The sequence below is a fragment of the Shewanella sp. Scap07 genome (genome assembly GCF_013394145.1).
GTDB classification, from domain to species: Bacteria; Pseudomonadota; Gammaproteobacteria; order Enterobacterales; family Shewanellaceae; genus Shewanella; species Shewanella waksmanii.
On sequence record NZ_CP041329.1, the window covers coordinates 2171243 to 2185064 of the forward strand.

General features: G+C 44.6%; 15 protein-coding genes. 10 read left to right on the forward strand and 5 right to left on the reverse strand.

The features are described 5' to 3' along the window. Positions 1 to 71 precede the first annotated feature (71 nt). A complete protein-coding gene (locus tag FLM48_RS09510) occupies positions 72 to 293 on the reverse strand; it encodes a PGPGW domain-containing protein (protein ID WP_028774396.1) in 222 nt (73 codons plus the stop codon). A 172-nt stretch (positions 294 to 465) separates the two neighbouring features. Between FLM48_RS09510 and FLM48_RS09515 the strand changes: the two genes are divergently transcribed. After that, a complete protein-coding gene (locus FLM48_RS09515; RefSeq protein WP_372847460.1) occupies positions 466 to 1221 on the forward strand; it encodes a substrate-binding periplasmic protein in 756 nt (251 codons plus the stop codon). Between the two features lie 67 nt (positions 1222 to 1288). Here the strand turns inward: FLM48_RS09515 and FLM48_RS09520 are convergent, their stop codons facing one another. Then, a complete protein-coding gene (locus tag FLM48_RS09520; protein WP_028774398.1) occupies positions 1289 to 1696 on the reverse strand; it encodes a YccF domain-containing protein in 408 nt (135 codons plus the stop codon). A gap of 265 nt (positions 1697 to 1961) precedes the next feature. Between FLM48_RS09520 and FLM48_RS09525 the strand changes: the two genes are divergently transcribed. Continuing rightward, on the forward strand, positions 1962 to 2879 hold the full coding sequence (locus tag FLM48_RS09525) for a pyridoxal-phosphate dependent enzyme (protein ID WP_179024465.1): 918 nt from the start codon (positions 1962 to 1964) through the stop codon (positions 2877 to 2879). 150 nt (positions 2880 to 3029) lie between these two features. Here FLM48_RS09525 and FLM48_RS09530 read toward each other — a convergent pair whose 3' ends face one another. Continuing rightward, positions 3030 to 3203 carry a hypothetical protein gene (locus FLM48_RS09530; RefSeq protein ID WP_179024466.1) on the reverse strand — a complete coding sequence of 58 codons (174 nt, stop codon included), beginning with the start codon at positions 3201 to 3203 and terminating at the stop codon, positions 3030 to 3032. A gap of 464 nt (positions 3204 to 3667) precedes the next feature. On the opposite strand from FLM48_RS09530, the gene FLM48_RS09535 reads away from it, so the two are divergent. Both FLM48_RS09535 and FLM48_RS09540 read left to right on the forward strand, forming a co-directional pair. After that, complete coding sequence (locus tag FLM48_RS09535; RefSeq protein ID WP_179024467.1) at positions 3668 to 5269, forward strand: mechanosensitive ion channel family protein; 1602 nt, start codon at positions 3668 to 3670, stop codon at positions 5267 to 5269. Positions 5270 to 5454: 185 nt separating this feature from the next. Then, positions 5455 to 6396, forward strand: a complete 942-nt coding sequence (locus FLM48_RS09540; RefSeq protein ID WP_179024468.1) for a chemotaxis protein CheV — start codon at positions 5455 to 5457, stop codon at positions 6394 to 6396. Between the two features lie 30 nt (positions 6397 to 6426). Here the strand turns inward: FLM48_RS09540 and FLM48_RS09545 are convergent, their stop codons facing one another. Further along, entirely contained in the window at positions 6427 to 7083 is a 657-nt protein-coding gene (locus tag FLM48_RS09545; protein WP_179024469.1) for a hypothetical protein, read from the reverse strand. Between the two features lie 48 nt (positions 7084 to 7131). After that, complete coding sequence (locus tag FLM48_RS09550; protein ID WP_028774403.1) at positions 7132 to 7491, reverse strand: DUF2750 domain-containing protein; 360 nt, start codon at positions 7489 to 7491, stop codon at positions 7132 to 7134. 236 nt (positions 7492 to 7727) lie between these two features. Here FLM48_RS09550 and FLM48_RS09555 point away from each other — a divergent pair, with 236 nt between their 5' ends. The 6 genes from FLM48_RS09555 to ushA all read left to right on the forward strand — a co-directional run bounded on the left by FLM48_RS09555 (position 7728) and on the right by ushA (position 13631). Further along, positions 7728 to 8942, forward strand: coding sequence for a lytic murein transglycosylase (locus FLM48_RS09555; protein ID WP_179026329.1), 1215 nt, complete (start codon positions 7728 to 7730; stop codon positions 8940 to 8942). Between the two features lie 107 nt (positions 8943 to 9049). Beyond that, a complete protein-coding gene (locus FLM48_RS09560) occupies positions 9050 to 9928 on the forward strand; it encodes a WYL domain-containing protein (protein ID WP_051484678.1) in 879 nt (292 codons plus the stop codon). Between the two features lie 82 nt (positions 9929 to 10010). After that, positions 10011 to 10493, forward strand: coding sequence for a peptidylprolyl isomerase (locus FLM48_RS09565; RefSeq protein WP_179024470.1), 483 nt, complete (start codon positions 10011 to 10013; stop codon positions 10491 to 10493). A gap of 65 nt (positions 10494 to 10558) precedes the next feature. After that, entirely contained in the window at positions 10559 to 10780 is a 222-nt protein-coding gene (locus tag FLM48_RS09570) for a DUF3389 family protein (protein ID WP_028774407.1), read from the forward strand. 103 nt (positions 10781 to 10883) lie between these two features. Beyond that, positions 10884 to 11555, forward strand: a complete 672-nt coding sequence (locus FLM48_RS09575; RefSeq protein ID WP_179026330.1) for an alpha/beta hydrolase — start codon at positions 10884 to 10886, stop codon at positions 11553 to 11555. A gap of 351 nt (positions 11556 to 11906) precedes the next feature. Further along, positions 11907 to 13631, forward strand: a complete 1725-nt coding sequence (gene ushA, locus FLM48_RS09580) for a bifunctional UDP-sugar hydrolase/5'-nucleotidase UshA (protein WP_179024471.1) — start codon at positions 11907 to 11909, stop codon at positions 13629 to 13631. Positions 13632 to 13822 lie beyond the last annotated feature (191 nt).

The window sequence follows — 13822 nt, forward strand, 5'->3', positions numbered from 1 at the left end:
GTTCTGCTTGAGTTCACAAACAAAATTAAAAGTGTGATCTTGATGTGGGTTGCAGTTGTTACGCTAACATTTTAATTGCGCATCATTCTGATCTTTTTGTCCATCCAAGCCGCTGATTGCGACATTTTCCGCTGACTTATCCGCAAATATCGCTTCGCCCAAGGGTATTCTAAACTCAAAATGGCCAAACCAATGGGCAGCAGTAACCAGGCTGGCCCCGGTAGCAAAATAAAAACGACACCTAATGCAGTGGTTAATCCGCCTATGATTGTCACCATGGTTTTTCTTAACATCTGTTTGCACCTATTGTTGTAGCTTAAATTCAGCATGCCATTTTGTTGCTGTACTTGGCTAGTTGGCTTTTGTAACAAAGGATAAATATTGAACAATCTGTGAAACGACTATAATCAATGGCAGGAATCTATGATGCAGCGCAATTGATGCTGCTGGGCTAGGAGGCATTGTTTGAATCATATCTGCCAAGGTATTCGCTGGTGTGGGCTAATCGCGCTTTGTTGGCTGAATGTGCAAGTTAGCAACGCAGCGACCTTACATTTATCGACCTTACATTGGCCGCCATATTGTGCTGAGAAGCTGCCGCAACAAGGCGGGAGTGTGGCTGTAGCTAGGGCGGCGTTGCAAGCCATGGGGCATGATTTAGAAGTTGATTTCTACCCGTGGAGCCGGGCAGTGAGGTTACCTCATATGCAGGGCAGTCAATATGCAGGTTATTTTCCAGAGTATCTGCACCCAAATGACAAAGTACTGTTTTCCAAAGTCAGTGGTCACAGTGAATTAGTCATAATTGAAAGGCCATTAGACCCCATCAGTTGGAGCAAAGTCAGTGACCTGCAGCAGTACCGCATAGGCACTGTAAAAGATTACATCAACACCCCTGAGCTGGACATTGCGATTGCTAATGGATTGCAAAAAGTTGAAGAGGTGACATCTGATGAGCATAACGTCAAGAAGGTCGCCACAGGCCGGATTGATGCCGCTGTGATAGACCGTCAGGTGTTTATGCATCTGTTGGCGCAACCACACCTTAAGCCATTAGCCACTAAATTGCAGGTTAATAAAAAGTCGCTGGCGCGGATTAGCTTACACATTGCCTTTATTGATTCTGAGCAAGGTCAGTATTGGCGTGATATCTACGATAAAGGCCTAAAAAAGATTGATGCAGATAAGGTGCTTGCTGAGTACTTTAGTCGTTACCAATAGCTAAGTTGCTTGCAGCCAGCGCAAGCGACTGGCTGCTATTGTAGTTTGAGTGACCGGGGCAATGCCCTTACGCTTTAGCGGTTACCGTTTGACCGATAGGAGTCAGTGACAGTAGCGCAAGCTTGAGATGTTGGATGCCAAATGGAATGCCAATTATGGTTACAAAACAAGCCAGAGCATGGGCGATATGACCGATGGCTAACCAAATTCCAAATAATAAGAACCAGGCAATATTACCAATCATACCCAGCGGACCAGTACCAAGATCATCCACACCGGTTAGGTGACGACGGTTTTGGCTTTCTTGACCAAATGGCCAAAAAGTCATTTCACCAATAACAAAGCACGCACGGCCAAAAGGAATACCAATAATTGAAATAAAACAAAGTATGCCTGCCAACCACCAAGCAAGCCCCATCACAAAGCCACCAAGCACAAACCATGCAATGTTAAATATCAAGCGTAAAACAGCCATTGTTATACTCCTAAATTCCTGACTATTATTATTGTTGCGTTAAACTATCACGAATAACACTTGAGTCTATGCGAGTAGTATGCCAACTTTTTAGTTGTTGAATTTAATGGTTTTTTATTATGGTGTTGTTGGGTGGGTGGCGAGTATTACTAAAGGTTAGTCACTCCCACCAGTTTGATCTTGTTAGCGAAAATGACGCACGAGTTAGTCGAGTGCCATCAAGTTGGTTTACACTGGAATTTAAATTTTGATGAATGAGGCATTGATGCAACTTAGCCACACGCCTGTCGATAAGGTCACCATTGCGGGTTTTGATGTTTTTGTAAAACGAGATGATCAGTTGCATCCGGCCTTTTCGGGCAACAAGGCGCGCAAATTTGCCTATTTTTTAGCGCAGCCGTATACCCAGGTTAGTAAACTTGTGGGTTATGGATCACCGCAGGCCAACTCTTTGTATTCAATGGCGGTACTCGCAAAGATGCGCGGTTGGCAGCTGGACTTCTATGTTGATCATATTGCAAAGCAAATTTTAAAGCAGCCTGCGGGAAACTATGCCGCCGCCATTGCCCATGGTGCTAATGTGATTGATTTGAGCCAGCAAGATGATCGCAATGATTTAAGTACGCGAGATTATATCGAGCGTCATGTAGCCGGTGATGACACGGTTCTTTATGTGCCTGAAGGTGGACGTTGCGAATACGCTGAATATGGTTTGTTTCAATTAGCGCGTGAAATCGTTGATTGGAAACAGCAACAACAACTGAGTCAGCTTAATGTGTTTTTACCGTCGGGTACCGGTACAACCGCGCTGTTTTTAACCCGCAGTTTCGCGCAGCTAGATGAATCGATTAAGGTGTTAACTTGCGCGGTTGTCGGCGGTGATGATTATTTAACTAGCCAGTTTTACGAGCTTTCATCGGATTGTAACGATCATCCACAAATCATTACTCCCCCCAAGCGTTATCACTTTGGCAAGCTATATCACGAGTTCTACCAGCATTGGCTTGAGCTCAATCAGTCAGGAATAGAGTTTGAATTATTGTATGACCCACTGGGGTGGATGATGTGCAAACAGTACCTACAACAATCGAGCGATGAACCTATGCTTTACTTGCATCAAGGTGGGTTGTTGGGCAATGAAACCATGTTGCCACGGTATAAGAGAAAGTTTGATGGGAATTAAGTCATTTGGTTAGGCGTATCTGTGAAAGTGATACTGCCTAAACCAAATGATATCTAGCAGTTGCTAACCGGTGTTAGTCCAACCTTGCCTGTAAAGTGCAGGCTCAAATACAAGTGAGAGGAGCTGTATTTGCTAGCGTAATTTTCGATGTTACTTGTTGCTATTTAATAACCATTTCATGAACTTCAAAGCTTCAGTACGCTTGGTAAAGGTTTGCTTATTTTTACCGGCGCTGTCTGTGAACGCTATCGAAGACTTGTTAACTGAAATAGAGTCTACTGGAAAGTTTACTGTGATCTCGTGACCATTTACTGTGTACGACATTGGCCATACTCCTTTTTAACGAAACTACTTGTTAGTAGTTGAAATTTATTAATAATTTATCCTTAGCTTTTGTTGCAAAAGATGAGTTGTTCGATTTGAGACTACCCAGCTTTTCATTCCTTATCAAGTACCTTGCTTGAGCTTTGTGTTAGAAATTGTATCTAAGCGCTCGCACATACTAGATGCACGAAGTTAAGCACAGGGATATGACAGTGATATGACGAGAGAAAATTGTGAGTGTTTACGGTGTGACGAACATTAACGAGTCAAACAAACAGGTGCACAGATCTACAAGTGGATATAACTAAAATCGCCGCCATTATAACCTTGGCTAAAACTTAGTCAATCAATTTCGTTGCAAAATCCCTTTATCGACATGACAAAAATTTATCAGCACTAATTATGTTGTTTTTTTGTATAGGTGTTAGAATTTACACAAGTTTGTTAAGGGAAGACAACCTACTATGCGCGCTACTATAGTCAAATATCTGCTGGGTATCTGTTTCACCATTTTGGCACTGCCAATTTGGGCTGCCAACCCACCGGGATTAGTCAATACGTTGCAAGAGGCCGCTGATGAGCCTGATTTGGCGGTACATCAACGCTATCAGTATCAAGACGAGCTGCAACGTGACACGCCGCGGGGCACGTTAGCCGGTTTCACTAACGCCGCCTACGAGCAAGACTTTGAGTTGGCCGCTGAGTATCTTGACTTACGTTACCTTCCAGACAACATGTCAAAAGATAAAGGCCCGCAGTATGCCAAAAAACTGCAAGCCATTATCGACCGCAACTTATGGATAGAACTCGAAGACGTCAATGATACGCCGCAGGGTGTCGCTAACGATAACCTGCCAGCTTACCGAGATGCCTTTGGCCGAATAGCCATCAACAGTGGCCACATCACCTTACTACTACAACGAGTACCATCAAAAGGTGGCTCCATCTGGAAAATATCTAACGCCACTGTTGCCAAGGTCCCTAACTTATATGACCAACTTGGCTACGGGCCGGTTGTCGAATGGTTTGTCGATAATATTCCTGAAGGCCGACTCTTTAAAATTAACTTGTGGGAATGGTCACTGATCCTGTGCTACCTCATTGGCGCCTTTATGGTCATTATTCCTCTGACATGGTTGGCTAAGTGGCTCATCCTAAGAAGTAAAAGTGAGCTTAAACAAGAGGTCGCCTATGTGGTTGCCGGCCCACTGCGTTTCTTTTTAGCAGTGGTGCTGTGCCGAGCTTGGATTGCGCACAGTTCAATTTCTGCCGGCGCACTAGCGGTTATCGACAGTGGCTTGTTATTGATGTTGGCCGTGGTTTGGTTAGTGTGGTCGGCATTAGGGATATTTCAGGCCGGCCTCAAGCAACGCTGGTTGATGCGTGATAACCAACAAGGGGCGTCATTACTGCGACCTTTAACCAACTTTGTGCGGATCATTTTTGTGATTATCGCGGTATTGGTTTGGTTAGAGCATTTAGGGTTTAATGCCAGCGCGATACTGGCAGGCATGGGCATTGGCGGTGTAGCTATCGCTTTGGCTTCTAAACAGTCGATAGAAAACTTTATCGGTACCATTACATTGTATTCGGCTGCCCCAATTAAAGTGGGTAACTTATGCCGCTTTGGCACTATTAACGGTACCGTTGAAGAGATAGGTTTGCGCTGTACACAAATACGTACCTTAGATCGTACCTTAATCCATGTGCCCAACGCTAAGTTAGCTGAGATGGAAATTGAGAACATTTCCGAGCGAGAAAAAATTCGTTTTAAAGCGGATATTCGCCTCGATTACGCCATTACAAATTCAAAGCAGCTTAAGGATATCACCTCAGATATTCGCACCATGTTAGAGCAACATGAACAAGTTGAAGCCGACCCTCTGCGTGTGACGTTTCAGGGCTTTGGTCTGCATGGTTTACAGGTCAATGTGTTTGCCTATGTGGCCACGACAAGCTTTCCCACTTATCAGCTGGTGGCACAAGAGTTACATTTAGGCATTATGGATATTGTTAACCAGCATGGGTCGCGGATTATACCTGTGGCACCCATAGCGACTAAATAATATAAAAATCATGATGTAAATAGCGTTTTCATCGAGTGAACTAGTTAAACTTGCACCATAAAGGCTATAATATGACAACTAATGACCGTGCCTCAGAAGCGCTAAACTCTCGCTGAGTGCCTAAATCTTTATACTGATTGGTATAAAACGCGTCATCGTGTGCCTGTTTACCAAAGAGATGTATTATGGCTAAAGTACTAGAAACCGTTGATCAACGTACCCAGCTTGTGGGTGAAAATAGACTGGAATTACTGTTATTTCGGATTAACGCGACCCAGCTTTTTGCCATTAATGTATTTAAAGTCAAAGAGGTGGTTAAACTGCCTCATTTAAGTGCTTTGCCTGGTAGTCATCACAGTATTAAAGGCGTGGCTAACATTCGCGGCATGTCGATTCCGGTTATTGATCTTCGCCAAGCCATTGGATTTAGCGCCCGTGAAGACGACCAAGAAGCTAACCTCATTATCACTGAGTATAATCGCAGTGTTCAGGGCTTTATGGTCGGCAAGGTTGAACATATTATCAATATGACCTGGGGCGACATTCTACCGCCACCTAAAACAGCCGGTGCACACAACTATCTGACCGCCATCACTAAAGTCGATTATGACGGTGCTACCCAGTTAGTATCGATAATTGATGTAGAAAAAGTTCTCGCTGAAATAATCAGTTATGATATTCGCCTATCTGATGGGGTATTAGATGAGTCGCTGACTTCGCAAATGTTGGGCCGCAAAATCTTAATTGCCGATGATTCCTCAACAGCGCGCAGGCAGGTGAAAGAAACCCTGGCACCACTGGGTATCGAAGTGATGGAAGTGTCTGACGGTTTACAGGCTCTGCAGCAACTCCAAGCATGGTGCGATGACGGCGTGAATGTGTATGATGAAATTATCATGTTGATCACCGATGCAGAAATGCCAGAAATGGATGGCTACAAGCTGACCTATGAGATCCGCAACGACAAGCGCATGAATGAGCTATATATCACCCTTAACACATCGTTAAGTGGCAGTTTCAATAATGCCATGGTTGAAAAAGTCGGTTGTGATCGGTTTATTTCTAAGTTCCAGCCTGACTTACTGGTGGGCGTGGTACAAGAAAGGTTACGCCAAATCGTGGGTTAGGTATTGTATTAGTTCTGTATTCGTGCCGTATTAGTTTTTCTGCTCTGCAATGATATCTCGCAGCACTTGCTGCTTAACTTTACTGGTAGACACAATATTGATGCGTGCTACCCGCACAGCATAGCCAAAACGTTCCCGACCGACTTTACTGACAATGTCCTGCAAAAAACGTTTATCTAGCCCCAAACTTTGACTGTAGTGACTAATGGCTTGAGATAGTGACGTATAAGTCACGCCATCAAAAGCAAAACTCACTGAATAATCGTGATTGTCGAGTGCGATACCATTGACGCTCAATGGCCAACCGGGATAGTTAACACGGTTTTTAGCAATCAAATACATCGCCCACGCGCTTTTACCAAATCCACCAAATATCTTACAGTCTGGGTCAAATTCGGCTTGGGCGATTTCCGCTTCTGTCCAGTTGACTCCAATGGCTAAATGTTTACGGTAGATCCGCATCAACTCATCTTTCACTGCGACTTGGCAGTCCCAAATAGAAGTCAATGGCTGTTTCTTTGCCAGTTGCATGCACTCTTTGCAAGCTGGAATAATCAGTGATGGGTGCGGGGTATGTGTGCTGGCGCTGTAATATAACTCGTTGGCGCAGGGCTCGGCGCAAAACCAACATTGGTGACGTAACTCAAAGGGGACATCAATGGGTTGAAATTGAAATGAGGCTGACAAGGTTATGCGACCTTATCAGCCTTAGGCTGTTTCATTGGCAATTTGAGCTTATTCCGCTTCAACATCTACCAAAGATTTCGCCACAACGATTGGGTCTAGCTCAAGGCATTCTTCTTCAGCAACCCAATCAGCGCCAATAAGCACACCATCGTCATGTAGATCACCGACCCAATACTCTAGAAACTCTTCTAGGTTAATGGCTGCTGGCTTATAGTTAGCCCACTCATCACTACAGTGAACTTGAGCTTGTGCTTCAGTAGACCAAATAGGCATAACATCTGTGTCTTCATATTCTGAAGAATCACATACCACCCATCCTTCACCGGTTTCATCTTGAAGACCCCAGACCATTTGGTGCTCTTTTACATTTTCAATAAAGCGTGCAAGCGTTGGGTGGATATCAGTCATGGTATTTCTCTTAAATAGGTTAGTTAACCCGGCTATTATACGGTAAGCCAGCACTTGTCCAAGGGGGCGAGCAAAGAAAAAGTGTACTAATTGGCCGATTAGATGAATTTTGGTTTAATTCGGTGACTTTTACCCACTTAGCTATAGTATAAATCTTCGCTATCGTTATGATGGCATATATGATGAAAGTGGCAACTTGGCTGGGATGGGAGTCAGTTGCTCGTGCCGTCCTATCAATGTATTTGACGTGGAGTATTGTTTTGAAGAAATTGTTTCCTATTGCATCAGCAGTGTTATTTTCCACATTTATTTTGCCTACCGCCCATGCTGACGATTTTGCCCAGTGTGTGACGCAGTTAAAAGTGACCGCCAAAGCCCAAGGCCTGTCGCAAGATACCATCGATAACACCTTGGCAAATGTTAAGTATGTGAGTCGCGTTATTGAGCTAGATAAAAAGCAGCCAGAGTTCAGCCAAACCTTCGACAATTATTTCAGTAAACGTGTGACAGATTGGCGGGTGGAGCAGGGGCGCAAGATGCTCAACCAGCACCGTGAATTACTCAACAAATTGCATAAAGAGTATGGGGTTCCACCACAATATCTAATGGCATTTTGGGGGCTAGAAACCAATTTTGGCTCTTATAAAGGCAAGATGCCTGTGCTTGATTCGTTAGCCACACTGGCGTGCGATCCACGCCGTAGTCAATATTTTACTGGCGAGTTAATGCAAGCCCTAAAACTCAAAGAGGCTAACGGTTTTAGTAGCAGCGATATGGTGGGATCGTGGGCTGGCGCGATGGGTCATACTCAGTTTATGCCCTCTGCTTATGCTAAGTATGCCATCGACGGTGATGGTGATGGCAAGGTAGATTTGTGGAACAGCACCGAAGATGCACTGACTTCAGCGGCAAATTTTTTACAACACTTAGGTTGGGTTAGAAATGAGCGTTGGGGACGTGAAGTGAATTTGCCCGATGACTTTGACTATCAATTGGTGGGGCAGTCTAAAAAACAGCCGTTAACTCATTGGGCTGAAAGTGGCATTAGACAAGCTAATGGCCAGCCGCTCTCAACCCCAGATATGCAAGCCAAGCTGTATCTACCTGCCGGTTACACAGGTCCTGCATTTTTAGGCTATGACAATTTTAATGTCATTATGCGTTGGAACCGCTCTGAATTTTATGCCATTGCTGTTGGGCACTTGGCTGATAGAATCAATGGTGGTGTGACACTAGTGACTCCACCACCTCAGCAAGATAATTTGCGCCGCGCCCGAGTGAAGCAGTTACAAGTTAAGCTTAATGAACTTGGCTTTGATGTGGGCAAACCCGATGGCGTGTTAGGGTCTAAATCGCGTGCTGGTTTGCAAGCTTACCAACTCAGCGCTGGAATGGTACCAGATGGTTTCCCCAGTGAAACCACATTCAAAGCACTAGGCGTCGCACAGTAAGTTTATTGAGCGTCTTACAAAAAAAGATGTAATCATTATGATTGCATCTTTTTTGTTTATTGGGTAAGTTAACCTCAATTACCGCAGGTTGAGGATGTATATTGCCAATGGACGCTATCGATTCACTTAATCACGGCCAGAAACAACGACTGGCTTTTATTGATTTTAGTTTGCAGTATTTTGGGCAGGTTAGTCGCCAAGATTTAATCCAGAAGTTTGCCACCGGCCTTGCCGCAGCTACCCGCGACTTTGCTAGCTACCGTCAACTTGCACCGGATAATCTCACGTTAGTTCACCAAACTAAAAGTTACCATCGCGGCCAGCACTTTAAAGCCATATTTGACCATGATCCCGAAGTGATTTTGCATGGCTTAGCTAAAGGGTTTGGTGATGGCTTATCACAGCCGTTAAGGCCCAGTGAAGTGTGTTTTGATGCAGTGCAACTCATTCATCCCAATACCGACATTATTGCTGCGTTGATGCGGGCGATTCAAAGTCAGCAGGCGATAGAAGTGAATTACGTGTCGGTATCAAGTGGCGAAAAGCGTCGGCAAATTGTTCCCCATGCGCTGGTTAATAATGGTCAACGTTGGCATGTACGGGCATTTGACCGAACCCATCAGACATTTACCGATTTTGTGGTAACCCGCATTAAACAGATCCAGCACTGTGAACAGTCGACCCGAGCAACCGAAATTGCGGCAAAAGACCAGCATTGGCAAACAATGGTCGAGCTAAAACTCGTGCCGCACCCAAGCTTAGCTCACGGTGAAGCGATTGCTTTAGATTATCAAATGGAAAATGGTTGTAAGCTGGTACAAACAAGAGCGGCGTTAGCGGGGTACTTGTTACGTCAATGGAGCGTTGATTGCTCGCCAAAACACCAAATTACCAGCGGTGTGTGCCAATTGGCATTAGCCAACCAAGCGGTACTGGCAGACATTGAGCATTTAGCGATTGTCCCTGGGGCTAATCCTAGTCGATAAGTGACTTTGGCGTGACCTGTTGGTCGCACTTTGTTAAGCTGCGGCGCAATTATCTATAAATGGCGTAACAGACGGAGAAATTATGAGCATCCAGGACAATATGGTGGTGCAATTTATCTACACTTTGAAAGATGAGCAGGGCGAAGTGTTAGAAAGCAATGAAGGGCTTGATCCTATCGCATACCTACATGGTCACGATAATATGATGCCTGGTGTTGAAGATGCATTAACAGGTCGTGAAGTTGATGATGAGTTTTCAGTGACTTTAGCGCCAGAAACCACTTACGGTATTCGTAATGAAAACGCCGAGCAGCGTGTGCCAGTTAAGCACCTGCAAGGTGAAAAGAAGTGGAAAGCCGGTATGCGCGCCATTGTTAATACTGAACAAGGTCAACGTCAGGTGACTGTACTCAAAGTCGGTAAGTTTATGGCAACGATTGATATCAATCACCCTTTAGCGGGCCGCGAATTGACCTTCGATTTGAAAGTCATTGGCGCACGTCAAGCGACCGATGAAGAGATTGCCCATGGCCATGCACATGGCGTTGGTGGTCACCAGCACTAATTAGGTGTGGGTTAAGACCGAAAAGCGCTACGGTAAAGTTAGCGCTTTTTTTATGGGGGATAATCATGATTGTTGAGTTTTCGCAGGGCAAAATTATTACCAGTGCGTTTGAGATCCAAATTCGTCTGACTGCGGCGAATACCACGTTGTTTGCTATGGCTGAGGATGTTAAAGCGATAGATGACGCGCGGCTTTTGTTAGCCGACGCGGGGGCAGTACGTTGGAGCATTGCATTAGACAACCTTGAGCAACTTAATCAAGTAAAACAAGCACTGGCGATAGATTAATTGATTTATCCATCTAGGATTGTCGATGTCGCTATGCGGTTGGGTCGCGCCGCAAACACTGCTATTATCAGCAACCAAATTTAGTTATCTCAACGGAGAGAGTATGTCTGGCAGTACATTAGAGCGGATCACAATTGAACCTGAAACCCAAGCTAAGGCTTGTGTGATCTGGTTACATGGATTAGGTGATTCAGGGGCGGGATTCTCTCCCATCGTTCCGGCGTTAAACATGCCAGCGCAACTTGGTGTGCGCTTTATTTTTCCCCATGCTCCAGAGCAAGCAGTGACCATAAATCAAGGCTATGTGATGCGCTCTTGGTATGACATTAAAGGCATGGATATTGGCAATCGCGCCTTCATGCCAGATGTGTTGGCATCTGAAAAGCACGTCCGTGATTTGATTGATGAGCAAATCGCTGCCGGCATAGCCAGTGACAAAATTGTCTTGGCCGGTTTTAGCCAAGGTGGGGTGATGAGCCTATTTACCGGACTGCGTTATGAGCAACCATTAGCCGGTATTCTGGCTATGTCATGCTATTTAGCTACGGGTGAATCGTTGCCAGAAGGTTTAAGCGATAGCAACAAGGCAACCCCACTGTTGCAACATCATGGCGAGCAAGATGAAGTGGTCCCGTTTATGGCTGGCAAAATGGCATTTGACGCACTTAAGGCTGCAGGATATGACACCCAGTGGCAGCAATATGCCATGGGGCACAGTGTCGTGCCTGAGCAAATCGGTGATATCAGCCAATGGTTGATAAAACGTTTATCTTGATTTAAATTATTGTTATAAAACAAATGCTTGATACAAAGTGTTGCAAAATAAATTGTTTTTATCACTGTCAAGCATTTGCCACCTGCCTGTAACATGTAAGCTAATGTAAAATAAAGTTAATTCGATATTTATTGACCTAAATAGCACTCAGTGTATCTTCCGAGCCTACCCTTCGTTAGCTTGTTTATCTGCTAATTCGAACAACAATGTTCTTAACTTGTTAATTTTTGGCGGTTTTATTGATTTTCTATGAACGGTCGTGTCTGCTTTTGTCATAAACATTGATTATAGTCAGCGCTCCTTAAGCTCGACCTACCGAGCAGGAAACACATAATAAAAGGGGTTGATGAGATGCAAAATAAGCTAATAAAAGGCTTAGTGGCGACAGCGGTAATGACAGCACTAGTGGGCTGTAACAGTAGCGACGATGATAAAAACTACACTGGCTGTCAAAGTGGTGCTGCCGACTGTACCGGTTTTACAGTCATTCACACCAATGACAACCACGGTCGTTTTTGGGAAAACGGTAACGGTGAGTACGGCATGGCAGCTCGTAAAACGGTTATTGACCAAATTCGTGACGAAGTTGAGCGTGCCGGTGGTGAAACCATTCTATTGTCTGGCGGTGACATCAACACTGGTGTACCAGAATCAGACATGCAAGACGCCATCCCTGATTTTGTCGGCATGAACTTACTGGGCTACGATGCCATGGCGGTGGGTAACCATGAGTTTGATAACCCGCTTAGCACTTTGCATATGCAATCTACCTTAGCTAATTTCCCAATGTTGGCTGCCAATATCTATGACAATAACACTGAAACTCGCTACTTTGAGCCATACCAAGTGTTTGACGTTAACGGCATCAAAATCGCTATTATTGGTTTCACTACGGTAGATACGCCTAAAATTGTTAACCCGGAAAATGTTGAGTCATTAACCTTTACTGACCCACAAGAAGAACTACCAAAAGTGTTGGCTGAAATTGAAGCCAATGAAACCGTTGATATGGTCTTTGCGGTAACGCACATGGGTCACTATGCCGATGGTAACCACGGTACTGAAGCACCAGGCGATGTTATGCTTGCACGTTCAGTAGAAGAAGGGCGCCTACAGGCAATTATTGGTGGTCACTCGCAAAACCCAGTTTGTATGGAAGGTAACGACTATGCTGATTTCACTCCAGGTGGAGAATGTAAGCCCGATCAGCAAAATGGTACTTACATTATGCAAGCACACGAATGGGGTAAGTATGTCGGCCGTGCTGACTTTGAATACGTTGATGGTGAGCTAACATTAGCCAGCTACAAGTTAATCCCGATTAACCTCAAAGAAGAAGATGAAAACGGCGACTTGGTATTTATCACAGAAGAAATCGATAAGCACCAAGGTGTGTACGACATGCTTAAGCCTTATCAAGAACGTGGTCAAGAGCTACTTGATGTGGTGATCTCACACACCGACGGTAAGCTTGAAGGTGATCGTGAAGTGGTGCGCATCGAGCAAACCAACTTAGGTAACTTGTTAACCACTGCTTATTCTGAGTATGTAACAGATAACTTTAACGTCACGGCTGATTTTGGTGTGATGAACTCAGGCGGTATTCGTGCATCAATTGAAACTGGTGACATCTCATACCGCGACGTACTTACCGTGCAGCCATTTGGCAACTTTGTTTCTTATGTCACTATGACAGGTAGCGAAGTACAAGATTACCTTGCGGCCATTGCAGTGAAAACAGGCGGTGGTTACCCGCAACTTAATCGCGTAGAGATGGATGTGAACTGTGACGCTGGCAGCGTTGAAATTGCCAGTCTTGGTGGCCGTGCATTTGATGAGCAACAAGACTACACCTTCTCGTTAATTCATTTCAGTGCAGCAGGTGGTGATGATTACCCAGTGATCAACCAGCATCCTAATTACATTGACACTCAGTTAAGTGATGCAGCCGTGTTCCGCGAGTATTTTGTTGCGAACCCAAACATCATTGCTAGTGACTATACGCCTGTTGAAGGCCAATTGCGCTTCTTCCTAGGCGGTGCAGAAGTGAAAAGCTGTGCTGGTGATGTAAAATAAATTGACCTAAAAGTTAATTGATAAAAAGGGCAACATAGGTTGCCCTTTTTTGTTAATGGTTTGCTAATTAAGCGCAAAATGCTTTTTCACCCGATACGTTGTTACTGCTCATTTGAGCCATTCTTGCTCTCCTGTTTAATAAATTTGTCATTTCTTAGCCCTGTGATTTATCAGTTTTTTGTATAACACTC